16 protein-coding genes are annotated in these 26,591 nt (G+C 47.0%); 7 read left to right on the top strand and 9 right to left on the bottom strand.

All coding sequences use genetic code 11. The features are described from left to right. Positions 1-84: 84 nt before the first annotated feature. The 3 genes from ACR6Z4_RS27195 to ACR6Z4_RS27185 all read right to left on the bottom strand — a co-directional run bounded on the left by ACR6Z4_RS27195 (position 85) and on the right by ACR6Z4_RS27185 (position 6,860). A complete protein-coding gene (locus tag ACR6Z4_RS27195; RefSeq protein ID WP_479720482.1) occupies positions 85-2,430 on the bottom strand; it encodes a CHASE2 domain-containing protein in 2,346 nt (781 codons plus the stop codon). Between the two features lie 327 nt (positions 2,431-2,757). Continuing rightward, positions 2,758-6,018 (bottom strand): CHASE2 domain-containing protein, encoded by a 3,261-nt coding sequence (locus tag ACR6Z4_RS27190; RefSeq protein WP_479720481.1) that lies wholly within the window; start codon positions 6,016-6,018, stop codon positions 2,758-2,760. Beyond that, positions 6,015-6,860, bottom strand: a complete 846-nt coding sequence (locus ACR6Z4_RS27185; RefSeq protein ID WP_479720480.1) for a FecR family protein — start codon at positions 6,858-6,860, stop codon at positions 6,015-6,017. The genes ACR6Z4_RS27190 and ACR6Z4_RS27185 overlap by 4 nt, the downstream gene beginning before the upstream one ends. A 786-nt stretch (positions 6,861-7,646) precedes the next feature. On the opposite strand from ACR6Z4_RS27185, the gene ACR6Z4_RS27180 reads away from it, so the two are divergent. Then, entirely contained in the window at positions 7,647-8,804 is a 1,158-nt protein-coding gene (locus ACR6Z4_RS27180; RefSeq protein WP_479720479.1) for a cysteine desulfurase family protein, read from the top strand. A gap of 285 nt (positions 8,805-9,089) precedes the next feature. Continuing rightward, complete coding sequence (locus ACR6Z4_RS27175) at positions 9,090-9,290, top strand: hypothetical protein (protein ID WP_479720478.1); 201 nt, start codon at positions 9,090-9,092, stop codon at positions 9,288-9,290. Between the two features lie 15 nt (positions 9,291-9,305). On the opposite strand, the gene ACR6Z4_RS27170 is transcribed toward ACR6Z4_RS27175, so the two are convergent. From ACR6Z4_RS27170 to ACR6Z4_RS27150, 5 genes are all read right to left on the bottom strand, one after another. Beyond that, positions 9,306-12,563 carry an efflux RND transporter permease subunit gene (locus tag ACR6Z4_RS27170; RefSeq protein WP_479720477.1) on the bottom strand — a complete coding sequence of 1,086 codons (3,258 nt, stop codon included), beginning with the start codon at positions 12,561-12,563 and terminating at the stop codon, positions 9,306-9,308. Positions 12,564-12,570: 7 nt separating this feature from the next. Next, entirely contained in the window at positions 12,571-13,851 is a 1,281-nt protein-coding gene (locus ACR6Z4_RS27165) for an efflux RND transporter periplasmic adaptor subunit (protein ID WP_479720476.1), read from the bottom strand. A 535-nt stretch (positions 13,852-14,386) separates the two neighbouring features. After that, positions 14,387-14,632, bottom strand: a complete 246-nt coding sequence (locus tag ACR6Z4_RS27160; RefSeq protein ID WP_479720475.1) for a hypothetical protein — start codon at positions 14,630-14,632, stop codon at positions 14,387-14,389. 113 nt (positions 14,633-14,745) lie between these two features. Further along, entirely contained in the window at positions 14,746-15,000 is a 255-nt protein-coding gene (locus tag ACR6Z4_RS27155; RefSeq protein ID WP_479720474.1) for a hypothetical protein, read from the bottom strand. After that, a complete protein-coding gene (locus ACR6Z4_RS27150; protein WP_479720473.1) occupies positions 14,916-16,046 on the bottom strand; it encodes an ABC transporter permease in 1,131 nt (376 codons plus the stop codon). The genes ACR6Z4_RS27155 and ACR6Z4_RS27150 overlap by 85 nt, the downstream gene beginning before the upstream one ends. 276 nt (positions 16,047-16,322) lie before the next feature. Between ACR6Z4_RS27150 and ACR6Z4_RS27145 the strand changes: the two genes are divergently transcribed. The 5 genes from ACR6Z4_RS27145 (at position 16,323) to ACR6Z4_RS27125 (ending at position 23,178) form a co-directional block, all read left to right on the top strand. After that, a complete protein-coding gene (locus tag ACR6Z4_RS27145; protein ID WP_479720472.1) occupies positions 16,323-17,300 on the top strand; it encodes a glycosyltransferase in 978 nt (325 codons plus the stop codon). A 24-nt stretch (positions 17,301-17,324) separates the two neighbouring features. Further along, a complete protein-coding gene (locus ACR6Z4_RS27140; RefSeq protein WP_479720471.1) occupies positions 17,325-18,602 on the top strand; it encodes a DUF4214 domain-containing protein in 1,278 nt (425 codons plus the stop codon). Between the two features lie 46 nt (positions 18,603-18,648). Continuing rightward, positions 18,649-19,881, top strand: a complete 1,233-nt coding sequence (locus tag ACR6Z4_RS27135; RefSeq protein WP_479720470.1) for a glycosyltransferase — start codon at positions 18,649-18,651, stop codon at positions 19,879-19,881. Between the two features lie 36 nt (positions 19,882-19,917). Then, positions 19,918-21,732 (top strand): DUF4214 domain-containing protein, encoded by a 1,815-nt coding sequence (locus ACR6Z4_RS27130; protein ID WP_479720469.1) that lies wholly within the window; start codon positions 19,918-19,920, stop codon positions 21,730-21,732. A gap of 183 nt (positions 21,733-21,915) precedes the next feature. Beyond that, entirely contained in the window at positions 21,916-23,178 is a 1,263-nt protein-coding gene (locus ACR6Z4_RS27125) for a WcbI family polysaccharide biosynthesis putative acetyltransferase (protein ID WP_479720468.1), read from the top strand. A 137-nt stretch (positions 23,179-23,315) separates the two neighbouring features. Here the strand turns inward: ACR6Z4_RS27125 and ACR6Z4_RS27120 are convergent, their stop codons facing one another. Continuing rightward, positions 23,316-26,561: a tetratricopeptide repeat protein gene (locus ACR6Z4_RS27120; RefSeq protein WP_479720467.1), complete on the bottom strand. Its 3,246-nt coding sequence runs from the start codon at positions 26,559-26,561 to the stop codon at positions 23,316-23,318. Positions 26,562-26,591: the final 30 nt, after the last annotated feature.

Raw genomic sequence — 26,591 nt, 5'->3', positions numbered from 1 at the left:
TTAGGGTCGCGGACTTAATAAAACCCAACTCTTTTTGAGAGAGCGACGGCTCCGCCGTCGCTCTCTCAAAAAAAAACACGATGCTTAATGGCTGGCGATCGCCTCTGGATTCAGCGGTAGCTGAAGGATAAAGCACGTCAGATTATCATGGCTCTCGACCCGAATGCTGCCGCCCAAGTGTTCGGTGAGTCGTTTGACCAGGGCTAAGCCCAGACCTGTGCCTCCTTGCTTCCAGCGATCGCTACTGGGAACCCGATAAAATTTCTCGAAAATCTTTTCTAACTCGGATGGTGGAATTTCGACGCCAGAGTTACTAATTTGCAATTCTATATAGGTAGGGTAGGGGATAGCCTGGACGGAAATTTTGTGGTCAGGGGGCGTGTATTTACAGGCATTGTTGACCAGTTCGGTGATCAGTCGCCCCAGACTTGATGGATCGGCTTGAAGCAATGGCAAATCGGGTGCGAGTTCGAGATACAACTGTTGTTGCCGAGTTGCAGTCCGCGCATAAAAGGGTTCCAGGATGGCAGGTAGCCACGCTTGTAAATCAAGAGTTTCGGGTTTTAGTTCTTTGGCACCCGCTTCCAGTTTTTGCAAATCTAGCAAATCATTAATTAAATCGGTTTCACGACGGCATTCTTCTTTCAAAATCCGCAAATATTGATCGCGTACCTCAGGCGATTGGGCAATACCCAGCATATGAATTGCCATTTTCATATTTGCCATAGGCGCACGCAACTCATGGGAAACGGTGCTAAGAAAGTCGTCTTTCAGCACACTAATTTTATGCAATTCCTGGATCTGTTGATTTAACTGGGCTTCTACCTGTTTGCGATCGCCAATATCTTCGAGTAACAACAAAAATCCACTCAAATCATCCGCCCCCTGCCCTCTGCCTTCTCCATACGAGGGATAAATCAACGGTTCCAACCGCAGTTCCAGCCACTGCCCCTGATGATTTAATTCTCGCAGTTGGGTGGGGTTGCCCTGTTGCAAGCTGGCTAAATCGACTTGCCACTGAGCTAACGTCAACCATTGCGGCACTAACCGATCGACTAAGGACTCACCAATGTGAATCTGCAACCAGTCCGTTGCCACAGGATTGCAAAACCAGACCGTTCCATCTAAATCGGCTGCCAGTAAGCCAATCGAAAGACTCCGGGCGATCGCCGCTTGGGTAGATTGCGATCGCCCAAACTGTTCGGCGAGTGCGGCTAACTGCGCCACCCGCAGCATAGGAGAAGCCGGTTGCTCAAGGCTTTGCGCCTGAAGCTGAATTAGGGGATGGGTCGGCTCGTTTGCCCGCAAAACGACATCCTGGTGATAGCGATGCCAAAGTTGAGCAATTTGCCGTTGCAGCAGCAAATTTTCGCGCAGTCGTTCCGACAACGCCACTGCCCCGCCAGTGCTGACAAAAAGCAATAGGGGAAACCCGACCGTCGGCAAATAGTAAAAGTGAAATAGCACCAGACTCACCCCCACCCATACCAGGCACAGCCCTGCCACCACTACAATTTGACGACGTGTACTCCAGCAGGCAATCAGCCAACTCAGGCAGGGACCACCCAATATCAACAACAAAATACGCCAGCCGCGATCGAGGGGATGCAAGTAGTTTTGCTGCAACAAATTACTAATTGCCGTGGCATGGATATAGACGCTACTGGCAGGTGGATTTTTATCAAACGGGGTGATCAGTGGATCGATGCCTGTGGCAGTCGCCCCGATCAATACAATTTTGTTTTGAAAGGCGGTGGCGGGCACTTTACCTTGCACTACATCGATAAAAGAATACTTTTCCAGTTGCTCGGCAGGTCCTAACCAATTCAGCCAAAATGGGCGATCGCTGGGGGGCAAGGGGATGGGTGCTTGCACGAGCGAATAGGCTTGAATAGCAGCAACACTTAGCGTGGGTTGCGATCCGAGTTGCGGCAGGAGTTGATGCACAAGCCCATCTGACTCTTGCTGCTTGAGAATGTGCCCCGTGGCGATCGCCGCTTGACTCAATCGGGGCACAGGCAATAACGGCAAGCCAGCCGCATCCCAGGCATGGGCAATCACAACCCGTCCTTGGTACTCCATGGCTTCAGCCAACAATGCATCATCGGGGCTGGCTTCAGACCAGATCAAATCAAACACAACCACACTGGGGTCGGCTTGAGATAACTGATTGAGCAACTTGACATATTCCTGACGCGACCAGGGAAACCAGCCCAACTGCCGTACGCTAGCATCGTCGATGGCAATCAACACCAACCGACTATCCCAAGGCAACACCCCCCTGATTTGAAACAACGCCTGATAGGCAATCTGTTCTAAGGGTTGTAAGGCAGATAGCTTCACCAAAATACCGAGACTCAGAGCGGTTAGAGCCCCCGGCAGGAGTCTCCATCTATGATCCTGCGATCGCCAATTCCGTCTGTTCATCATCTGAGTCCCATTGTCATACCTGGTTCACAACGTAATAGATGAATCTACCGTCGGCGTTGCAGGGTGCAGGGGTGGAACCCCTGTCCGGAGGCACAGCCCCCACGCCCCTATCCTAACCAGCCCTTCAGCTACCATAGCCGTCCTAAGGATCACATTAATTAAAACCCGGACGTTTATTTTTGGAAGCGCGGCTGCGCCGCGCTTCCAAAAATAAATCTTCGGGTTTATTAAATCCACGATCCGAAATGAGTTGTGAGATAAGCGGCTTGTAAGAGACGCAACCCCTTCGGGGTTGCGTCTCTTACAAGCCATTTGGGATTGCTGTACTTATTTGCGGATGGTTTCGGTGAGTTTAATAATTTCATCAAACTGATAGTTATATGCCAGATCTTCTAACGCTTTGGCTAGGGTGGCATGAGATTTTGGGATTTGCTTAATCAATTGGAATACCATGCGATCGCTACACCCACACGCTGCTTGATAGAGTTGGGCAATCCATTCTGATGGCATAACGGTCAAACTATCTGCCGTGATCTGATAGGGTTTGCTGTAGATCTTAGGTTGATAGGTTGTTTCTAAGGGGTCGGCATAAACGTATTGCACTTGTAAGTATTGAGCAATGCGCTCAAAAATAATGTCTTCTTGAAACGGCTTCCGCACAAAGTCATCGCAACCGATCGAAAGAATCGCAGACCGATCTTCTTCAAACGCACTTCCCGTCACCGCGATAATCACCGTCGATTTTCCTTTGGTAGTCGCTTTAATTGTCTGGGTGGCTTTATAGCCATTCATCACCGGCATTCGCATATCCATCAAAATCAGGTGAGGTTCCCACTTTTCCCAGAGCGAAATGCATTCACGCCCGTTTTGGGCAACTTGTACTTCAAACCCAACCGAGGTGAGCAATTGCCTTAAAAGCTGTTGATTTTCTCTCTGGTCTTCGACGACTAATAACCGATAGCTTGGTTGCCCCGATGCCAAACCAACGACACGCATCGATTGAACTGGCTCACCGGCTGTAGGCGATCGCGTCAATTTAGTACAAATCTGAAACCGAAACAGACTGCCTCGACCACTGACACTCTCAACCGTGATATCACCTCCCATTAAATTGACAAACTTGCGGCTGATTGCTAACCCCAGCCCTGTACCTTCTTGCGATTGTTGCCCTGCACGGGTTTGCTCAAACGGCTTAAACAACCGACTGAGTTCTTCAGGTGCAATTCCAGAGCCAGAATCTTCAATTTCAAATGCCAATGTCAGCCAATCTGTGTGAGTAAGCGGGTAAGCGGTAGAGCCAGGGTGATGAGGTACGGCAGCACTTGCCAGATGGGGCTGATCGAGCAGACACCGAACCCGCAAAACCACAAAGCCCTTTTGAGTAAATTTGATGGCATTGCTGAGCAAATTGAGCAACACCTGACGCAATTTGCTTTCGTCGGTGGTAATGTATTGCGGCACATCAGCAGCACATCTAAAGCTGAGGGCTAGATGTTTGGCATTTGCCTTGAGCTGCAACATATCTTCTAGCGTGTTGAGCAGTTGATAGAAATCAAACGGGCTTTCGTTGAGTCTGACCCTGCCTGCCTCAATCTTGGACATTTCCAACACGTCATTGATCAAATTCAACAAATGTTGTCCGCTGCGATTAATGATATCGACATATTCTTCATGCTCAGGTTTGAGTAAGGTGTCATGGCTCATGATTTGGGTAAAGCCCAAAATGGCATTGAGCGGGGTGCGGAGTTCGTGGCTCATGTTTGCCAAAAATTCGCTCTTGGCGCGGTTCGCCGTCTCGGCAGCATCTTTGGCTCGCTGCAACTCTACTTCAGCAGTTTTATAGGCAGTAATGTCTTCTAATAAAAACAACAATCCTCCCCGGCTGGGCTGGGTTGAAGCTGGGCGGAGTGAACTGTTTGTTGGAGGGGTGGAGGGGTGGAGGGATGAAGGGGTGGAGGGGTGGAGGGATGAAGGGGTGGAGGGGTGGAGAGGTGAAGGGGTAAAGGGGTGGAGGGATGAAGGGGTGGAGGGGTGGGCTGAGAGCAGATCGGTGGGACTGTTTCGGATTTGGTTAATGTCGTAACTGAGGGGTTCAAATTTGAGTTCAAACCAACGTCCATTTTGGTGAAGTTCTTTCACCGACGACGTTTGCCCTAATTTTAGTAATTGCAGGGTCGCCAGCCATTGTTCCTGGCTGAGCCAGTGGGGCACAAGATGGGTGTTGAGGTTGCTACCCAGACGAATCTGTAACCACTCCGATGCAACCGGATTGCAAAACCAAACCTGTCCATTTAAGTCTGCTGCCGCTAAACCCATGGGCAACGTTTGGGCGATCGCCACTTGAGCCGACTGCGATCGCCCAAACCGTTCTGCCAATGCCGCTAACTGGGCAACCCGCACCATAGAGGTGGCAGGTCGGCGAAACAGACTCCATTTTCGTGAGTGAACTAACGGATTGGCAAACTCGATAGACTGCAACGCCAGGTCATCGTGGTACGCCGTCCAGAGCTGGTCAATTTGCCGTTGCAATAACTGATTTTCGCGCAGTCGTTCGCTCAGGGCGACTGCCCCTGCCGTCGTGCCAAAAAGTAAAATGGGCAATGCGATCGGCGGCAGACTATTAAATTTAAACAACAGCGCACTCAGCAACCCCCAGCCGACACACAACCCAGCCACGACAATGACCTGTTGGCGAGTATTCCAGCTTGCCATGACCCAACTCAAGCCAGGGCCCCCCAGCACTAAAATCAACCAAAAATAATTGGGGTTCCAGGGGCGCAGCAGGTTGTCTTGCAGAATATTACTGATCAGCGTGGCATGTACCAGCACACTGCTGGTCGGGGGATTTTGATCAAACGGTGTCATTAAGGGATCAAGCCCGGTCGCTGTGGCACCGACCAAAACAATTTTGTCTTGAAATACATCGGGCGACACGTTTCCCTGAATCACATCGGCAAACGAATACTGCGGTAACTGCTGAGCCGGTCCCAACCAATTGATCCACAATGGTTGATCTAAAGCGGGCATCTCGACAGGTGCGTGGACAAGCGAATAGGACTGGAGTGCGGCGATCGCCAGGGCGAGTTGTCCGTCGCTTTGGGGGGAGACGTGGCGAATGATGCCGTCACTGTCACGTTGATTGAGAATGTGCCCCGTGGCGATCGCCATCTGTTGTAACACAGGCACTGGTAACAACGGCACCCCTGTTACGTCCCTGGCTTGCGACAACACCACGCGCCCCTGCTGTGCCATCAAATCAGCAAGTTGAGCATCATCGGGGCTGGGTTCTGACCACAGCAAATCCATCACCACAATCGTGGCATTGGCATCCAATAATCTTTCTAAGAGCCGAATATACTCCTGACGCGACCAGGGAAACCGTCCCAGGCGTTTTAAGCTGGTGTCATCAATTGCAATTAATACCACCCGATCATCCCAGGGAAGCGCCCCTCTAAACTGGAAAGATGCCTGGTATGCAAGATGTTCTAGGGGCTGAAGTACCCCTAGATGCAACAACATGGTAAATATTAAGGCTGTTGTACTCCCAGGAAGAAGCCTCCAGCCAAATTCGCGGAGCCGCCGCTTCATAATTCAATGTCAAGTTCGTGAACTTGTTCTCGACCAAGAGGGGTAATAACGGTGACTTGCAATCTCACTTGATTGCGGAGTGGCAACCAAAAACTAAATTGTCCTTCACGATTGGTCGTTTGGGGTTCGTCTCCCACCACCACCAGATTGACTGGATCAACCTGACCGAGCAACCGTACTCGGCGAACCCCATTTTCAACAAATCGAACAATCTCATAGTTCAAATCGGTATTATCGGTCAGGGGCACCGCAGGTTGGGGTGGCTCGCCAGGAATCGTCAGGTTTTGAAACCCACCTGCAACCGTGACACTTCTGTTTTGGGCAGAGGTCAAAACACGGCCCGATAGAGTAGCAACGCCCATTTTGCCATCGGGCAGAACGTTAACGCCAAAGTCTGTTCCTCGCACCCCACTGACCCCTGCCGGAGTTCGAATTTCTAACTCCGACCCCCGATGAGTAAATGGTCGCACTTGCAGACGGGCTTGCCCCTGGCTGACTTCCAGGTGAGTAATGCGTCCGTTGTCGGGGGCAATGGCAAGGGTTTGCACTTGTAAACGCGTATTTTGAGAAACGTCCACAAATCCGATGCCCGTATCGACTGCCAGCCGAACGCTTGAGTTTTGCCCAGTTACGATACCGTCTCCTGAGGCTTGCAGGCGATCGCCCACAGCAGCGGCACGATTTGTACTGCCATGCTGAAATGTGACATTTCCTGACAATTGCTGGATCGCTAACCATCGGTCAACCCGAACGGAAAGCGATCGCTGGGCAACACTGGCAAACTGAAGTAGGGCAAGCACCACTAATACAAGCACAATGGTCTGTGGAGTTCTGTAACGCAAGGGATTCCTTTGGAATTTTCTAATCGTAAAAAATACAGTTTATCTTCTCTAACCTTTATTTTTGGCAGCGCGGCGACGCCGTGCTGCCAAAAATAAAGGTCCGGGGCTTATTGAATGTGTGATCCTAAGAGATTTGCAAAGAAATAATATCCCCCTTCATCAGGTGTGTTGAGGATCGTGGATTTCATAAAATCCGATTCTTTTTGAGAGAGATGCGGCGGAGCCGCATCTCTCTCAAAAAGAATTACAAGTTAATTAATCTGTGATCCTAAGCGTTAGCCATAACGCACCTCAGGTGTTTTTATAGTCACTCAGCCGAACGGTGAGGGCATTTGAGTTTTGTCAGTGAACCAGCCTGGATCAACCCTGAGGGTTTGGGATGATCGCGGATGGGTTTCTTCGAGTGGGGGACAAAGAATATGTCAGATTATGATGTTTTGAATTTCCTATTCTGACATACGCCTTTTATCTTCTTAGGGAATTTACTGAGTTATTTATCAAGATTTGATGTTACGTAACTTGCTGAGGGTGGCGCACATCGTTCGCTTGAGCAAATTCCCTCTTAGGAATGGGAATTAAATAACTCCGATGATTTGTTGTACGGGCGAACGGCCGTTCGCCCCTTCAAACGATTAAATATTCGATCTTATTTTTTAATCCATGATCCTTAGGATAGCTATAGGGCTACGCGCTCAGAACCGGGATGGTGATGTGTGGAACAGCGCCGCTCTGCGACGCTGTTCCACACATCACCCGTTCTAACGAATGTGATTTTGTCTGAAACTTATGCTGCATCGCCCGATTTACCTCGACTGCCACGCCACCACTCCTGTCGATCCAAGGGTATTGAACGCGATGCTGCCCTACTTCACAGAGCATTTTGGCAACCCTGCCAGCGTCACCCATGCCTATGGCTGGGCAGCCGAAGCCGCCGTTACCCAAGCCCGAGAGGCGATCGCCACGGCAATTGGGGCAACCCCTGAAGAAATCGTCTTTACCAGCGGTGCGACTGAAGCCAACAACCTGGCAATCAAGGGCATTGCTGAAGCGTATCTTGCCCACGGTCGGCATTTCATCACCGTTGCCACAGAGCACAATGCCGTTCTCGATCCCTATCGGTATTTGCAATCTCTGGGATTTGAAATTACTATTCTGCCTGTGCAAGCCGATGGCGTACTGGACTTGAATGTATTAGAAACCGCCATTCGTCCCGATACCGTGTTGGTTTCAGTGATGGCAGCCAATAATGAAATCGGTGTACTCCAACCTCTGGCAGAGATTGGGGCATTGTGCAGAGCGCATCAAGTGTTTTTTCATACCGATGCTGCCCAAGCCATTGGCAAAGTGCCGCTGGATGTAGATGCCATGCAGATTAATCTGATGTCGTTGACGGCTCACAAAATCTATGGTCCCAAAGGAATTGGTGCCGTGTATGTGCGGCGGCGCAATCCGAGAGTGCAATTGGCAGCGCAACTGCATGGGGGAGGACATGAGCGCGGGATGCGATCGGGGACATTACCCACTCCGCAGATCGTCGGCTTTGCTGCTGCTGTTAGCCTGGGAATTGCCGAAATGGCAGCGGAATCAAAACGGTTAGCGGCATGGCGCGATCGCCTTTGGAGTCAACTGCAAACCCTGGATGGGATGATTCTCAACGGTCATGCCCAGCAACGTCTGCCTGGGAATCTCAATGTCAGTGTGGCTGGGGTCGATGGTCAGGCGTTGATATTGGGATTGCAACCTTTTGTCGCGGTTTCATCGGGGTCGGCTTGCACCTCTGCCAAGATGGAACCGTCTCATGTGTTAGCAGCACTGGGGCGATCGCCCGATCTTGCCTATGCCTCGATTCGGTTTGGCATCGGACGGTTTAATACAGCAGACGAGATCGATCACGTCGCAGACCAGGCGATCGCCACAATTCGGGCATTGCGATCGCAGACATGATGGGAACCTCAGGATTTCAGCCAAATTAAAACCGAGTGGGTCATTCGACACCCATATCGAGATTAACCCTCATCCCCCAACCCCGTCTCCCCACAGGCGTCGGGGAGCCGGAGTGCAGTACATTCTTTCTTTAATTCCTGCCCAACATGGGCGATCGCTTCATCAACAATTCATATGTATCATCCGGGTGGATGATCCCGATAGGAGGAGGTTGAACCCGGATAAATAGGGGAACCTATAAATATAAGCGCCCCGACCGTTTGTAAAGATTTCGTGATGATACCTATGGCTTCTCGACACGCCCAAACCAACATTCAACACGCCGTTCGCAATATTCTTCGGACTGGCAAAATTACTCGCGTTGATGAAAGATTGCTGCATGGTGCCATGCGATCGGAAGGCTTGGCTCTGAGTAGTGAGGATCTGTTGCAAGTAAGAGAGGTAATGGATCGTTTGCAGTGGGGTTTGCTGAAAGTCGTGGAGTAAACCAGCAGACCCGGATCAACGGCTGATGGGTTGCCGTTGCATCGGCTTGCGTAACTGGCGCAGCCAACGCCTGGGGTGGTGTGTGTGAAAGAGAGTGTAAAAGCAAGGGATGATAAATAGAGTCAGCAGGGTAGCGACGGAAAGACCCGAAAATACAACAACCCCCAACGGTTGCAAAAATTCTGACCCCTGACCAATGCCTAGCGCTAAGGGAAACATCCCTAAAACAGTGGTAATGGTGGTCATCAGAATAGGGCGAAGGCGTTGCGGAGCCGCTTCCAGGATGGCAGTCTGAGCATCGATCTGCTGCTGTTCGCGCAACTGGTTTGCCAGTTCCACCATAATGATGGCGTTGTTGACCACGATGCCGACCAGCAAGACAGCACCCACAATCACAGTCGCTCCGATCGCCGTCTGGGTGATAAACAATCCCAAAATTCCGCCTGCCAGTGCCAGGGGAACAGTGAGCATGATGACCAGCGGATCGACCAACGAGTTGTATTGCACTGCCATGACGATAAACACCAGGAACGCCGCTAATCCGCCAAGCAAAGACAGCGATCGCTGAATTTCTTGATTACTTTCGGCACTGGCGCTCGACAACAGGGCAATACCCGGCGGCAGTTCTAACTCTGCTAACGCTTGTTCAACTTGATTGAGCGCCGTACTCAGGCTAGCCCCTTCGCTCAGGGTTCCGGCTATCATAAACACCTGTCGCTGGTTAATCCGCTGGATTTCACCCGGTGCCCTAGCCAGGTCGATCTGTGCTACATTTCCCAGTTGCACCAGGTCATTGTTGCTGGTGAAAACGGGTAATTGTAAGAGTTGCTCGGGATTTTGGATCGTCGTCCGGTCGATTTGAACGCGGATATCGACCAGGCGATCGCCCCGTTGCAATTGGGTCGGAACCAGCCCCTGAAGTGCCGTTTGGATCGTTTCACCCAGGTCTCTAGCGGTCAGACCGAGAGCAGAGGCGCGTTCCCAATCGGGACGAATCTGAATTTCAGGCTGGGCTTGGTCGGCATCAGGGCGAAATTGCGCCAGGTTAACACGTTGGTCAAGCAACTCCAACACTTGCAATCCGGTTTCTTGCAGCAGGCGGCTGTCTTCTCCCTGAAGTCCCACATCAATGTCAGCCCGCACGGGAGAGTTGTTGAGAATTAAACCGCGCACCGATTCGGGTGACATACGCAAACGTGTACCCACTAAATTCAACTGCTCAAATTGGCTGGATACCCGATCTACAAAAGCTTCTACGTCAGTACCCGGTTTGAGCTTGATGGTACTCGAACCCCGTAACGGATTTTCGGTGGTGCTGTTGCCAAATATCGCCCCACCAGCCGTCGAAAACACCGACTCAGTCTCAGGTTGAGCTAACAACAATTGGTCAACGGCGGTCATGACAGTGCGGTTATCTTGCAGGGGTGTGCCGGGTGGCAGTTGGGCAAACAGCCGCGCCTGTCCGGTGTTGATTTGTGGCAAAATTTCCTGGGGAATGTGGCGTGCCATGAGAATGCTGCTACCTCCTAAAACGAGGATGGCGATCGCAACCACCCAGAGTCGGTGGTGCAAAACCCGTGCCAACAATCGGCGATAATTGCGGATCATGCCTTCGACCTGGTAGCGAAACCCACGCAGCAGCCAAAGATTGGCAAACTGGCTACTATAAGACACCGTCAGCAATCGCGAAGCCAGCATCGGCACCACGGTTAGCGCCACTAACAACGATGCGGCAACGGCAAAACTGATGGTCAAAATCAGTTCGCTAAACAGCAGCGCAAAAAAGCCACCAATTAACAAAAACGGGACAACGGCCGCCAGGTTGGTAGCCGTCGATGCCACCAGAGCCGACTCCACTTCTTGACTACTGTGTTCAGCCTGATCAATCAGATGCGATCGCGATACAGCATCCCGATTAAGAGAGCCATTTGCTCCATTACTGTTGCCATTGCCATTGCCATTTGCCCCGTTGCCATTGCTCTGGGCTGACTGGCTGACCCCCTGGACAATATTCTCCAACATGACAATGGAGTTATCTACCACAATGCCGACGCCAAGCGCTAATCCGCCCAGGCTAAAGACATTGAGAGACAACCCAAAAAAGTACATCAGCAAAATCGCTGCCAGAGTTGCCAGGGGAATCGAGACAACAATGATGAAGGTCTGACGCAGTGACCCTAAAAATAGGAGAACGGCGATCGCCGCTAAGACAGTACCCGACAATCCGGCAGACACCACATTGGCGATCGAATCTTGAATAAACCTTGATTCATCCAACGTCGAGGTCAACACCAAATCTTGCGGCACCAATCCTGCGGCTTGCAGATCTGCCAGCTTTTGTTTGACGGCTGCAACAACATTCACGGTATTGGCATCCGGTTGTTTTTGGATGCTGACTTTTACCGCTGGCGTGCCGTTGAGCGATACAAAAACCCGTTCTTCTTCGGTGCCATCAATGACGTCAGCAAAGTCCCGCAGATAGACCCGTTGGGGTGGATCAGACCCGGTGATAGCAAACGACAAATTACGGATTTCTTGAGGATCAGAAAAACGTCCTACAGTACGAGTCAACGGCTCACTGGTGCCGCCTCGGATTCGTCCACCTGAGGTATCTTGATTACGCTCCGCTAAGGCATCTAAGACGGTATTCAGCCCAATACCTAAGGTCTGCATACGACGTAAATCCAGGTTGACCTGCACTTCTTCTTGCAGTCCTCCCGATATGTCTACACTGGCGACCCCCGGAACGATACTCAATTCGCGTTCTAGTTCTTCATCGGCAAAGACGCGCAGATCCACACCCCGCAGCGAAGGAGAGGTTAAGGCAAACTCGTAAACGGGTAGTTGAGACGGATCAAACTTAAACAATTGCGGTTGTTCGACCGTATCAGGCAGCTGCCCTCTGGCGCGGTTGAGCGATGCTGTGGCATCATTCAATGCCTGGTCGATATCCCCCCCCGGTTGAAAAAACAGGTCAATACTGACACGCCCTTCACGGGTTTGAGAAAAGACCTGATCCACCCCCTCGGTAGCAGAAAAGGCTTGTTCGAGGGGACGGGTAATTTCGTCCACCGCCACTTCTGGAGATACCCCCGGTGCATCGAGCCGCAAGCCAATCCGTGGATAGGTGATAGAGGGCAGCAGATCGACCGGCAGACGGGGTAGAAAAAACACGCCCAAGCCAATTACAGCCAGCGTCAGCATTAAGATGCCGATGTGTCGGCGAATGGCGATCGCACTCAGACTAAATCCTGACGATTTAAGGATTTGCATGGCAGTTTTAATTAGGACGAGTTTCAGTTTCCGAAAGAATGCTCAGGCGCACCGTTTGACCATCGCTCAGAGTCCCACTACTACGCACCACGATCGCGTCTCCGGGTTGTAGCCCCGAGCGAATTTCGACCTGACCGTTGGCAGCATTGCCGATCTGAACCCGACGGGCGATCGCCTTGGCTTGATCGCCGTCGCCTTGCACGACAAACAGGGTCGTGGAATTATCATCGCCGACCACTTCCAGCGCACTTTGGGGGATCACAATCAAATTGCTGGCAGACTGGAGAAATTGCACCCGCGCCAGTAACCCGCTACCGATGCGATCGCCCTGATTGGGCAACGTCACTTCAACTGGAATCAGCCGAGCCGTTGGATCTGCTGCCGGAGAAATGCGCGATACACGTCCACTAAAGTCTTGATCGGGAAAAGCATCCAATGTGACGGTGGCGGGTTGCCCCACGCGGATGCCACTCAAATCCAGTTCCGACACCTGCACCAACACTTTGATGGCACTAAAGTCGCCCAGCTTCAACAGCTCATTTCCGGGCTGAATCAAGTTTCCTGGCTCTGTCACTTTCTCCAGCACCACACCTGTAATAGGAGCGGCGATCGCTGTATACGCCTGACGTTCCTGATTTTGTGCCACCACTGCCGCCTGTGCCCGTACCCGACCCTGAGCCGCTATCACCGCTTGCTGGCGTGTCCGCACTTGTTCTTCTGCCGATCGCAATTCTTGTTCTGCCGCTAGCCTACTGGTTTGGGCTTGTTCGGCTTGTTGCAGAGTAATGGCTCCATCACCCGACAAAGACTGAAACCGCTCGGCATCTATTCTGGCTTGCTGGAGTTCGACCCGCGCCCGTTCGACCTGCGCCTCGGCATCACTCACCTCTGCGTCTGCTTGCGCGACTTCCGATTGCAACGATGCCAGTTCTGCCTGTGCCTCGTTGACTTCTGTTAATAAAATCCGATCGTCCAGTTGGGCAACGATCTGCCCCGAAGTCACCGGATCACCGACATCCACCAGCAAGTTAAGTAACCGACCTTCAACCTGTGCCCGCAGTGACACCTGCCGAATCGGTTGAGTGGTTCCGGTATATTCAATCCGTTCTTCGAGGGAACCTGTCGCCGCGATCGCTGTTTCAACGGCAACTGTACCATCGGCTTGCTCCTGGTTGGGAGCCTGGGCACGGGCTTCCCCGTCGGATAGGGTCGTGCATCCCGATGCACCAAACAGCAAACCTAAAATCAGAGGGGCGATCGCCAAGTGAGCGGGGTAGAAGCAAGGCATCTGGATCAAAATTTATTCAATACGGTTCAGGCGTAATCAATCGCTGTCGAATCGTAAATGTGTCAAACCCTAGAGTCTGCTTTAAAAGTTGTTTTTTCGTGCGCTTCGCGCACGAAAAAACAACTTTCTTAGCGAGTTTTAAACCATGCCCTAACATAAATCGGGTTAGAACCGATGCATTGAATACTCGGCATGGAGATGGGCTTCACCCAAGCCCCCACCAAACAGGCACTGAATATGCCGGAATTGCGTTAGTCTTGGGGGTGTCTTAACTTAAATTTACGATCCTTAACAACATACTATCAGGTCAATCTCAAGACAAAATTGATTGCCACGACAAGATAAATTTTCGATCATTGGGTTTTACAGCGCCTTGCACTTGAGTAAATCATCGTTATTGTTGTGAGCGATTGAAATCGCTATATCTGTGAAAAGTATCTGTGAAAAAAATGTTGGCGATCGCTCCATCACCGCAGTAACGCAACAAAGCCAGCTTGCTCAAAATGTTTGTCGTGGGTCAAAGCGTCGAGAATCTCTAGTGTTTGGACAGATCTTTAGGTAACTTTTCCCACTCTTCTAACGGAATTTGAGCACTGATTTCTTCAACAAATTGTAAAAAGGATGGAAGACGAGGGGTTTGCTGTAAATTAGCGGTTTGTTCTTCTTTGATTTTGTACTTCAAACGAATTTTGATGAAGAGTAAAAAGTCTAAGACTTCCTGCACAAGAGAATCAGGAATTTGGTCAAGTTCTTGAATGAGTTGTTCTCTGGTGTTAGTCATTGCGTTATCTCTTAGATCAAAAATATAGCTATGTCTATTTTCCAAGATTCCCGGCATTTTCAAAAATGCTGGGAATCTGAAGTGCTGATGCGGATGGGATAAGCATTTTTATTCTATTGTTTCATTTCAACCCAGCGGCGCATTAGTTCGACCGTGTAAGTATAGCGATCGCCTTCTAAATGAATCACATCATGCTGCTCTAGAGTTTGCACTGCTGCATTGATCGGGTCTGGGCTGAGCTGAGTCTGTTGTGCCAGTTCATCAGGGGTGAGCGATCGCCCATTTAACTCAACTGTCGCCGAAACTGTCGGGCACTTAATGCCAGCAATAAAACGGCAAAAATTGACAATGCCAGAATATGTTGCCACAGGGCTTCAATCCCCACCCCTCGAAGCAAAAAGCCCCGCACGATCGCCACATAATGACGCAACGGGTTGATCAACGACAGATAGCGAAAAATAGTTGGCATACTTTCGATCGGGGCGATCGCACCAGAGGTTTGAATCAACGGCAAGTTGATAAAAAAGGACGTTAACACTACCTGCTGCTGGCTTTTAGAAATGGTTGCCAGAAAAATGCCGATGCCAATGCCCACACAGATGTATAGCCCCGACACCAGCAAAAACAACGACAAACTACCGCGAAACGGTAGATTAAACACCAACTTACCCACCCCCAACGCCAGCAACACATCGCCCATCAGCAACAAAAACAGCGGCACAATCTTTGCCAACAAAATTTCCCAGGCTTCTGCTGGCGTCATGAGCAATTGCTCTAACGTACCCGTATCTTTTTCTCGCACCACTGCCGACGACGACACCAGCGAACTGGTTAGGGTCAAGACAACACCAATCATCCCCGGTACAAAAAACCAACTGCTAATTAACCCCGGATTGTAGAGAAATGTTACCTCTGGATCGACCAGATTGGCTGGGGCATTGGGAGTCAGACGACGGCTAAATTGCGCCACAATTTGAGACGTGTAGCCACTAGCAATTCCAGCCGTGTTAGCATCTACGCCATCAATCAACACCTGTACTTCGGTAGACTCTCCTCGGGCTAAGCTGCGATCGAAATCTGGCGGAATCACCAGACCAGCGGTTACTTCACCTTTGCGCACCTGCTCAGCAATTTGTTTTTCACCCAGCGAATAACTGGAGGGAACAAAGAGCTGATTTTCCGTCATCGCTGCCACCAACTCTCGACTGGTCTGGCTGTTGGCATAATCGACAATTCCCAATTTGAGGAAATGTACCTCTGGATTGAGGGCAAAGCCGTATAAAAGTAGTTGAATGGTCGGCGGAAACATCAGCAAAAACAGCAATTGCTTATTTCGCAGAATCTGGCTAATTTCTTTGACTGCCAATGCCCAAAATCGGCTGTTCAGTAGGCGATCGAAAAGCTTAGAAACCATGATGATGACGCGTTGGGTTGGTAAATTCGCAACAGAGGTTCAGCCCAATTCTGCTATAGCAGTCCTAAATGAGCTACCAGATAGGCGGGTTATGAGCGGCGCACCCCATTGGGGATTGCTATCTCACAATCCGTTTGCAGAAGCCAATCAATGAGCTAGTTATATCATTTAGCTAATCGCTTCAGCGATCAACGATTGACGGTTGGCAGTAGAACACGCATACCTATTCACAACTGCCTCACCTCAAAATGCTCCTGCTCCCCGTTGCTTTATCTTATGTCCCCCCACGTTAGCGTTATTATTCCGGCATACAACGGCGATCGCTTTATTGTTGAAGCAGTCGAAAGTGTATTGAATCAGACTTATTCTGATCTGGAAGTGATTGTGATTGATGATGGCTCAAGCGATCGTACGGCTGAGGTATTACAACCCTATCTCAACCGGATTCGCTATTACTACCAACCCAATCAGGGCGTTGCCGTGGCACGCAATCATGGACTGAAACACGCCCAGGGAGAATGGATCGCCTTTTTAGATCAAGATGATGTGCTGCTGCCCAACAAACTCGAACTTCAAGTCAACTGTTTCCAGACACAACCCCATGTCGGCATTGTCCATAGCGGTTGGCAAATGGTAGATGCCCAAAAGCGATCGCTGTCTAACATCGAACCGTGGCACGAAATCCCGAACTTAGATCCGGTCAGTTGGGTGCAGCGAATGCCCGTTTTACTCAGTGCCATGATGTTTCGACATCAGTGGCTAACCCAAGTCAATGGCTTCAATCCTCGTTTTAAGCAGGCATGTGATGTAGACTTGCTACAACGACTGATGCTGGTTGAGTGCCCATCCGATTGGGTACGCCATATCACCGTGTTGTATCGACAGCATGATCACAACGATTCTCTAAATACTGTGCTGCAAGCAAAAGAATCATGGGAGGTGCGACAACAGTTTTTTGCCCGTAGAGACCTGCCACCGACACTGCGCCAAATCGAGTCAGACTGCTATTATCACACCCTTGTTTGGATTGCATGGCGGCTCTACTACACCCACCATTTTGTTGAAATGGCTGCCTATCTAAAACAAGCCCTCCGCTACACTCCTTTTACGCGTACAGAAACGGTTTTGCAATGGGTAAGAAGTTTCACCCGCTATGCATCTGAATATAATTTGAGATTAGATATCCATCAGCTCAACAACACCATAGAGTGGAAAAATTTAACCCAATACGTATTAGCTTCTAAAGCCTTTTAAGATTAGAAAGGAATTTTCAAGAAAATGGTAGACATCATTTCCGTTCATCTACCCAAAACAGCAGGAACCACCTTCGGCAAAATTCTAGAACAGATTTATGAACGGCACCAGATTTGCTATGACTATGACTATTCAAGAAGTCCAGAAAACACGACTCCACTTACATCAGAAACAAAAGTTATTCATGGACACTTTCACTCCGATAAATATGATGTTCAATTTCCTGAAGCAAAAAAAATTATTTGGCTCAGGCATCCTATCTCTCGGCTTATTTCTCACTACTTTTTCTGGAAAACTCTAGCAAAAGAGACTCTTCCTTTTAACATGAACTATATGAGTTTATCTGAGTTTTCAGAAACGCCTGAAATGAGAAATCAGATGACTGTTATCGTGAAAGATTTAAGGAGTTTTCATTTTATTGGCATACAAGACTTTTTTGAAGAAGACATTGTTGAGCTAACAGCTATATTAAACTGGCAGAATGTTAATACTAGCTATGAAAATAAAAATCCATTTCCAGAATATTCTCAATATTGTGAAGAGATATGGACGGATCAAGAGACAATCAACAGAATTTCTTTTGCAAACCGGCAAGACATGGAGCTTTATGAAAAAGCTCTAGAGCTTCGAGCAGTACGTCGAAGAGAATGCAATAGCTTGAACCAATTATATAGATATTTACAAACATCTCTTCTGCAAATTGAACATTCAAAAAATCAGGAGAACTATATCTATGAGCTTTTATCACGCTTAATTGATAATTGTCAAAAAAAACAGGATTCTTCAGACTCAATTCGAAGTCAAATAGATCACCATCAAATGGAGCTGATTCAGCTTAGAGATCAAGTTTTTAATACTAAAAAAACTAGACCAGATACTTCACATTCTTTAGCCTGGAAAGGCAAGGATCGAGAAGAAAACACGGACAGTGTGCTTTTGCGAAGAATTGCAACTAAAGAAGATATTAATTGTTGCTACCATCTTTTTTTAGAGAGAGAACCCGACTTAGAAGGAAAAAATCATTGGATTGAACGGATCAAAAACGAAAAAATTTGTGTCGAAGATTTAGTTCTAAAGTTTATTAATTCTGAAGAATTTAATCAATTAAATGAGAGTTGCAAGCTATATCTTTTAGAGCAAAAATACATAGAAAAATACATCGTATTTTGCTACCGTTTCTTATTAGGGAAAGAACCTGAACAAACCGATTTTTCTCAATGGTTAAATCGTATTTTGACTGAAGGTTTGACAATAAGAGTACTAATTAAAGAATTTTTAGATATTTCATATTTGTCTAGTTAATAAAATATATGATTGACAGAAATAAAAGTACTAACGGGACGGAATTATGAATTTTGGAATTAATGTTGCAGGACATATTAACGGTGATTTTGGTTTGGCAGAGGGAGTACGATCAAGTATTCGAGCCATCAAAGCAGCAGAAATTCCCTACGTATTAAATAATCTCTATATCCCTACGGTTTCTAACACCGATCAAACGTTCACTCAATTTTCCGACCAGAATCCTTATTCAATCAACCTGGTACAAACCAATCCTAACTGGTTGCATCACGGAATTAATGAAGGGTTATTTAAAATCCTTAGTCCAGATTATTTTCAGGGTCATTATAACGTCGGGTTTTGGCTCTGGGAATTACCTAAATTTCCCTCAGAATGGGAATTTGCGTTTGATTTTTTTGATGAAATTTGGACGATGAGTAATTATTGTGTCGAAGCAATTTCAAGCGTCTCACCCATCCCAGTTCTAAAAATGATGCCTAGTCTCGATCTCCCCAAAATTACAATTAGCCGACAGGCACTTGGGTTATCGGCTGATCAGTTCATTTTTCTGTTTATGTTTGACTTCGGCAGTTCTTTTGAACGCAAAAATGCGATCGCCACTATCAAAGCATTCAGACAGGCATTTGATGCATTTGACCAGAGGGTTGCACTAGTTGTTAAATTTCATAATGCTGAACTTTATCCTCAACAGCTACAACAGTTAAAAACAGCCATTGGCACCTGTTCCTCTATCCATGTGATCGATCGACATTTTTTAAGAGATGAGTTAAATGCATTGGTTTATCACTGTGATTGCTATGTTTCATTACATCGTTCTGAAGGATTTGGATTCACAATGGCTGAAGCAATGTTCTACGGAAAACCCGTGATTGCAACAGCCTATTCTTCTAATATTGACTTTATGAACGTTAGAAATAGTTTTCTCGTTCAATATGATTTGGTCACTACAACAGAAGATTATGGATTTTATCCTAAAGGCAGTACTTGGGCTGATCCGGATGTGGATCATGCGGCGTCGTTAATGCGATATGTATTTGAACACTATTCCGAAGCGCAAACTATTGGAGCAACAGCAGCACAGGATGTCAAACTGCACCTGAGTCCGCAAGCGGTTGGACAACAAATGAAAAATCGTCTGGAATATATTGCCCAGGCTGTTCAGGTACAAGATATTTTAGATGACAAACGATGGTTTGGGTATCAGGTTACGCGGTGGCGACAGCAAGCCCAAACTGCTCAAAGAGAATTAGATAGACTACAACTTGAATTCGAAGTCTAGAACAGATTTTTAGATGCCACGAGGAGAAGTTTGACTATGTCAAAACAGCAGCGATCGCCATCTTTGGGCGTAAATGTAGTTGGCAATATTACCGGAGAGTATGGTCTAGGGGAAAGTGCCCGGTCTAATTTAAGAGCATTGGAAGCCGCAAATATTCCATTTGTTATCTCTAATTTTGATGTACCCTGGCATCGAAATTTAGACTCTAGTTATACCCAATTCACAAACGAAAATCCATTTCCCATTAATCTATTTAGTATTAATCCTGATTTAAGCATATACCAAAAATTGGGGTCTGATTACTTCCGCGATCGCTACAATATTGGATTTTGGGGATGGGAACTAACCAAATTTAATCCTCATTGGAATTTTGCTTTTGATTTATTTGATGAAGTCTGGACATTCAGTAGTTACTGTGCAGAATGTATTGCGCCTGTTTCTCCTGTTCCAGTCTTTAAAGTACCGCTCAATCTCGATTTACAAATACCTACTATTCGTCGAGCAGATTTGAAATTGCCAGATGATAAATTCATCTTTCTGTTCATGTTCGACTTTCATAGTACGCTCGGACGTAAAAATCCGTTTGCCGTCATTGAGGCATTTAAGCAAGCCTTCGGTAAATCGCATCAAGACGTGATGTTAGTGCTGAAATTTTCTAATGCCCATCATTATCCTGAAAAGCGAGAAAAACTGATCAATCAAGTGTTTGACTACCCGTCGATTCATCTGATTGATGGACATCTTTTAAAGGAAGAGTTACATGGTTTAGTTTACAGTTGTGATTGTTATGTGTCTTTACATCGAGCAGAGGGCTTCGGTTTGACCTTAGCGGAGGCAATGTTTTACGGTAAACCTGTCATTGCCACAGCTTACTCGTCAACGCTGGAGTTTACCAATGTTGGCAATAGCTTTTTGGTGAAGTATGACTTGATCACGACGACCGAAGATGATGGACCCTATCCCAAAGGAAGTATTTGGGCAAATCCTGATATCGATCATGCCGCTTCATTAATGCGCTATGTGTTTGAACACAATGATAAAGCGAAGAAAATTGGAGCAAAAGCTGCTAAAGATATTCAATCTTTATTAAGTCCACAAACAGTTGGTTTGAGGATGAAAGATCGGTTAGAGTTCATTTTTACAATGATCTGTCAGGAAAACTGGCAAAATCGTATGCAAAGTTTAGGGCGGGATGTGAATTGTCTTACTCGTGAATTAGAAACCGAATTACCTACGTTTAATACAAGAGTTTTTCGCCGTTCTGATACTCAATTAAACCGACATTATTTTGAGTTCCAGGCAAAAGCTTGGGAGAAGACAACTCAACGGATTGAAGCCGAACTCAGTGAATTTAAGGTCAAAACTGAATGTGCGCGATCGCTCGGAATTTCAGTGAATGAGTTGGTGAGTCAAGAAGATATTATTTATTGTTATCGACTGTTCTTAGGACAGGAACCTAATCAAGATCGTCAAGATTTTTGGATACAACGCATTCAGCATGACATCTTTACCGTTGAAGCACTCGTTGCAGCTTTTATAGCTTCACCCGAGTTCAAAGTCTCTCAACTAGAACAACGATCGTGTCAAGATATTGAACAATCATCTAGAAAAGATTATATCCGGTATTGTTATCGTCTATTCTTGAGGCGAAAACCAGATCAAGATGGGGAAAGGTATTGGTTACAACGTTTAGCCAATGAAAATATCACAATTAGAGATCTAGTGATTAATTTTTGCAGTTCACTAGAATTTAGAAGCCTTAATATGACGCTATCACCTTTGGTAGATAGCATCTTTAGTGTGCAACATGACTTAGTTTCTACAGCAATGCTTCCTAGATATGAGAGGTGAAACAGATTAAGCTAAGCTTCACGTTTCGTCACCCGTTTTTACTGGCTGATTATAGCAAGTCTCAATTTCATGAAGTACAAGTTGTTGTAGGAGAGCCGCGCTCCGCACGACGTTCCTACAACCCTCATCCATCTGGGCGCAAAGCGCTATATTTAAGATTGTTAGATAACACATATTTTCTCTATGAAGAGATGCCTGCTTTACGGAAATTGTCAAACGAAAGCAATCAAGAATTTTCTTGATCAATGTCCTGAGTTTGCCGCTTCCTATCGCACTCAGGCATTAAAGTGTTATTTATTAAATCAGCAAGATATACCAGATTTAGAGAAATCAGTTTCAGAGATTGATCTATTCATCTATCATCCTGTATCCGATAACTACAAAGGAATTCCTCAACTTTCAACTCGGTATTTAGTGAGTCTGTTAAAGCCAGGAAGTTTTTCTATCTCCATGCCGGTCGCTTATTTTTCGGGATATAACCCAGAAATGGTTTATCTGTATCAAAAAGATGGAAAAAACTTTGAAAATCCTTTACCCATGCACGATAAAAATATTCTTTACTTTTTTTCACTGGGTAAAAGTATCCAAGAAACAGTCCAACAGATTCAAAGAAATAACTTTTATTCAGATCAGTATATCCATCGCAGTTTAAACATTACCCTCTCAGAATTGGCAAAACGGGAATTCAATTTAGACATTAAATTGTCCGAATTTATCCGGCAAAACTACCAAAAGGATAGATTATTTCATACAGTTAATCATCCTGGTTCAATCGTTATAAAATTTGTCGCCGACTCAATTCTAGATTTGTTGGGAATTTCAGCTTGGGAATGTTCTATTAGGACTCTGCAAGACACAGAAGCTTTAGATTTCCTCTCTTTTCCAATCTATCCTTCTGTACACTCAGGCTTGCACCTTACGTTTTCAACTAACCCTACTTATCGTTATTATAGTAAGTTTTTGTCACCCGAAGCAGCTGTTGAAACCTTCTTTCGAGTGTACGAAAGAAATTTAGAAATTGTAGAATTCAATCTACAAAAATTATCAGTATTTTTTTCAGATAAAATGGCTTGTGAACAAGATGTTATTTACTGTTATAGACTACTTCTAGGTCGTGAGCCTGATCCGTCGGGTCAACAGCATTGGACTCAAAAAATCAATAATGAAATAATTAGCACCAGGTCGTTGGTTCAACAGTTTTTAAATTCTGAAGAATTCCGACTAAGATACAATAATCAAAATTTTTCTTCAACTATTCCTAACGATCTCAAAACTGAATATCTTCGCTATTGTTATCGCCTGTTATGGAATCGAGAAATGAAGGTAGGGGATGAAGAATTCTGGCTTAATTTCTTATATCAAACTCACTTTAGCACTCAAAAATTAATCCATAAATTTATAAACTCCTCTGAATTTAAATCCTTAGCATTTAAATTTCAACCTTAATCCAATATAAATTCAGTAAGTAGTTTTCAGCCATACATCTACATCTCCAAATGTTACTCACTTTCAGTGAATTGATATTATATCAATTAAATTCTATACAACTTTCAACTAACGAAGCGAAGATGTCTGTTGAACTATTAACTATAGATTTTGGGTTCTAGTTTGAGTGCCTTGTAATAGTAATCACTCGCTTGTTCAATCTCTCCTTGCATAGCAAAGGTATCGCCCAAGTGCAGGTATGACCAGGAAAAATCAGGGTTGAGTTCGATCGCCTGAGAATAAGCTTTAATCGCTTCATCCAATTGTTCTAGCTGGCGGAAGATGTCGCCCATATTGTGATACGACGGAGCAAAGTCAGGCTTGAGATTAATAGCACGACGGTAAGATGCGATCGCGTCTTCCTCCTGTCCTTGTTTGGCTAATGCATCTGCCAACATATGGTGATACTCATGATTGTTGGGTTCTAGTTCAATGAGACAGCGATAGATGGGAAGGACTTGTTCTGATTGATCGGAAGTCACGCTTAAGAAGCGGCGATAGTAAACAATGGCTTGTTCTGTTTGATTCTGTTGCAGCAGCAGATGACCTAAGCGGATTAAAATGGCAGCACTTTCGGGCTGTGCTTGAAGTGCCAGCTGATACCATGCGATCGCTTCATCGTGCTGTCCTTTCTTCTCTAATAACACGCCAAACTGAAGATAAAGATCACTATTATCGGGCTGAATTTCTAGTACTTTATGATAATTTTTTTCGTCGTCTGGATTATGTTGAATCGCTTTTTGGTAACATGCCACTGCATCTTTTATATCTCGCTGAGTGCGCTGGTGCAGAGCATCGCCGAGTTTGGTATACGCCAGGTTGAGATCCGGCACCAATTCTAGCGCCCGACGATAAGATGCGATCGCTTCATCCCAATCCGACAGCTGGGTTGCAGCATCACCCAGGTTGTAATGCGACCAATGGAAATCAGGTTTGAGGGCGATCGCGCGTTTGTAGGCATCTACAGCATCGCGCCAGCGCTCTAAATGCGTGAAGGCGTCTCCTAGATTGTTGTAAGACCAGGAAAAATTGGGATTGAGTTCCAGTGCTCGTTGAAACGCTGGGACTGCATTATGCCATTGCTGCTGCCGATTAAAGACATCACCCAATTTGTGATGAACATGCCAGTTGTTGGGTTGCAGTTCCAGTACCTTGTGATAGCAGCCAATCACTTGATCCCAAATTTGCCGCTGGGTGAGGGCGTCTGCCAGTGTTATATAGTTTTGCGGATTTTCAGGGTCTAAGAAGGTCATGCGTCGATAACAACCGATAGCTTCATCCCACTCACCCTGGGCTGCCAAAGCTTGCCCCAAAGCAAAATGATGGTGATGATTTTGACTGTCTTGTTGAACTGCTTGCCGTAGTGCTTCTACGGCTTCAGATAATTGTCCGATCTGGGTGAGTACAATTCCAAGGGCGTAGTGTGCCTGAGCATTGGTAGGTTGCAATTGGGTTGCTTGGCGATAGCAAGCACTGGCAGATTCCAGTTTGCCGTGTTGTACCAAACGATGCCCTAAATTGAGATGTTCTGCGGCAGTTGCCCAATCAGGACGCAAGCTCAAAGCCCGAAAAGAAGCATCAACGGCTGCTTCTGATTGCTGCAATCGTTCCCAGATTTTTGCTAGATTCCAATGAGCGCTTGCCAGGGTTGGTTCTAAATCGATCGCGTGTTGATAACTGGCGATCGCCTGTTGCCATTGTTGCTGTTGGGCGTAGAGGCTACCCAAATTCAACCAATCAGTCGCAACCTCCGGTTCTAATTCCACCACTCGCCGCCCATAGCGAATCGCTTCATCCAGTTGCTGTTTAGCGTAGAAGGCATTGACTAGATTGCGATAAACTTGCACCAGATTGGGTTGCAATTGCTGCAAAACCGTTTCACTAGCGGCGATCGCTTCATCCCATCGAGCTTTCGACAAGTAGCTTGCTGTTGCTTGCAGCAAATTCTGGGCATCATACTCAGCTTTTTGATGTGGAGCAGATGAAGTTAATGCCGCTCCATCAGCCGATGCCTCATGCTGGTTGAGTTCCGGCAACGAAACGTCAGGGTGCTTTAGCGTTGTGATTTCAAACACTTTACGGTAGGCAACCACTGCGTCTTGCCATTGTCCTTGTTGAGCGAATGCTTCTGCCAGATTCTGATAGGCTCCAACGGTATCCGGTGCAAGCTGAATCACACTTTGATAACAGGCGATCGCAGGCTCAATTTTTTGTTGACTCAGGAGAGCATTACCCAGATTGATTTGTTCTTCAATCGGCACCTTTTCCGGCTCTAGCCTCAGTGCTTGATACCAACAATCTGCGGCTTGATCGGCTGCGTTTAAATGCATCCAGATGCGTGCCAGATTCCGGTAAGCACCGGCAAAATCAGGTTTGAGTTGAATGGCTTGTTGATAACAGGCGATCGCATCCTGCCATTGCTGTTGTTGGGCATGAAGACTACCCAGGTTAGCATGAACCTCTGCCCAATCAGGTTGCAATGCGATCGCTTGACGATAAGCGTCTATCCCCTGTACAACCTGCCCTGTACTTTGTAGCGCATTCCCTAATAATTTATAAGCTTGGGCACTGGGTTGCTGTTCTAATACTTGATGACACAAGTCGATCGCTTGATGCCATTGCTTTTCGGCGATCGCAATTTCAATATGTTGAAGCAGGGATGGAGAGGGTGGAGGGGATGAAGGAATAGAGGGATGAGGAGAAATGGTATTGGAATCTACATCGATCTGGCTACCATTCTTAATCACTTGTGTCTCTGCTGCTAATTCTTGTTCTCCATCAGAGGTAGAGACGGTGAATCGTGTTTCAGATAATTGTTGGTCAGAGGCAATGAATCGCGGTTTGGGTGAATGTAGGTCAGACGCAATTGAGGAAGCTTCAAACGAATTTTGCTGAGACGCGGTTAAGGATGTTTCAGATGAATTTTGCTGAGATGCGATGAATCGCGTCTCTACGGGTGTCTGGTGTCTGGATGCTAACTCGATCGCTTTGCGGTAACAGATGGCGGCTTCGGTCAGATTTTCCTGGTGGGTGAGGGCTTCTGCAAGATATTGATAAGCTTCAGATGAATCAGGATTAAGGGCGATCGCGTGTTGATAGTGGGCGATCGCTGCTTCTAAATTGCCCTGATCTAAGCATTGATGTCCTTGTTTCAAATAGTCGTCGAGCAGGGCTGGTTTTGCCACTGCTGTTGTCGGTGCTTCAAGCTCTGAGGGTTGACCATTGAGGCTCATGGTAACAGGCTCCAAGCCTTGTCCAATTGCGCCACCCAGGTCAATACTATCTGCTTCATGGTCAGATATTCGGCGGAGTTTAGCAAAGTATTTTCGAATCTGTTTTAGCATGATTCAGGGACGGCTTTACTATTTGAATAA

The organism is Calyptranema fuscum S582 (genome assembly GCF_055793305.1).
Note: the sequence above shows the minus strand (reverse complement) of the source record. Positions and strands in the feature narration are given on the sequence as shown.

Excerpts from the sequence above, each read along its gene's own strand:
- ACR6Z4_RS27195 (WP_479720482.1), bottom strand. The coding sequence starts at position 2,430 with ATGATGAACAGACGGAATTGGCGATCGCAGGATCATAGATGGAGACTC.
- ACR6Z4_RS27190 (WP_479720481.1), bottom strand. The coding sequence starts at position 6,018 with ATGAAGCGGCGGCTCCGCGAATTTGGCTGGAGGCTTCTTCCTGGGAGT.
- ACR6Z4_RS27180 (WP_479720479.1), top strand. The coding sequence starts at position 7,647 with ATGCTGCATCGCCCGATTTACCTCGACTGCCACGCCACCACTCCTGTC.
- ACR6Z4_RS27175 (WP_479720478.1), top strand. The coding sequence starts at position 9,090 with ATGGCTTCTCGACACGCCCAAACCAACATTCAACACGCCGTTCGCAAT.
- ACR6Z4_RS27170 (WP_479720477.1), bottom strand. The coding sequence starts at position 12,563 with ATGCAAATCCTTAAATCGTCAGGATTTAGTCTGAGTGCGATCGCCATT.
- ACR6Z4_RS27165 (WP_479720476.1), bottom strand. The coding sequence starts at position 13,851 with ATGCCTTGCTTCTACCCCGCTCACTTGGCGATCGCCCCTCTGATTTTA.
- ACR6Z4_RS27160 (WP_479720475.1), bottom strand. The coding sequence starts at position 14,632 with ATGACTAACACCAGAGAACAACTCATTCAAGAACTTGACCAAATTCCT.
- ACR6Z4_RS27150 (WP_479720473.1), bottom strand. The coding sequence starts at position 16,046 with ATGGTTTCTAAGCTTTTCGATCGCCTACTGAACAGCCGATTTTGGGCA.
- ACR6Z4_RS27145 (WP_479720472.1), top strand. The coding sequence starts at position 16,323 with ATGTCCCCCCACGTTAGCGTTATTATTCCGGCATACAACGGCGATCGC.
- ACR6Z4_RS27140 (WP_479720471.1), top strand. The coding sequence starts at position 17,325 with ATGGTAGACATCATTTCCGTTCATCTACCCAAAACAGCAGGAACCACC.
- ACR6Z4_RS27135 (WP_479720470.1), top strand. The coding sequence starts at position 18,649 with ATGAATTTTGGAATTAATGTTGCAGGACATATTAACGGTGATTTTGGT.
- ACR6Z4_RS27130 (WP_479720469.1), top strand. The coding sequence starts at position 19,918 with ATGTCAAAACAGCAGCGATCGCCATCTTTGGGCGTAAATGTAGTTGGC.
- ACR6Z4_RS27125 (WP_479720468.1), top strand. The coding sequence starts at position 21,916 with ATGAAGAGATGCCTGCTTTACGGAAATTGTCAAACGAAAGCAATCAAG.
- ACR6Z4_RS27120 (WP_479720467.1), bottom strand. The coding sequence starts at position 26,561 with ATGCTAAAACAGATTCGAAAATACTTTGCTAAACTCCGCCGAATATCT.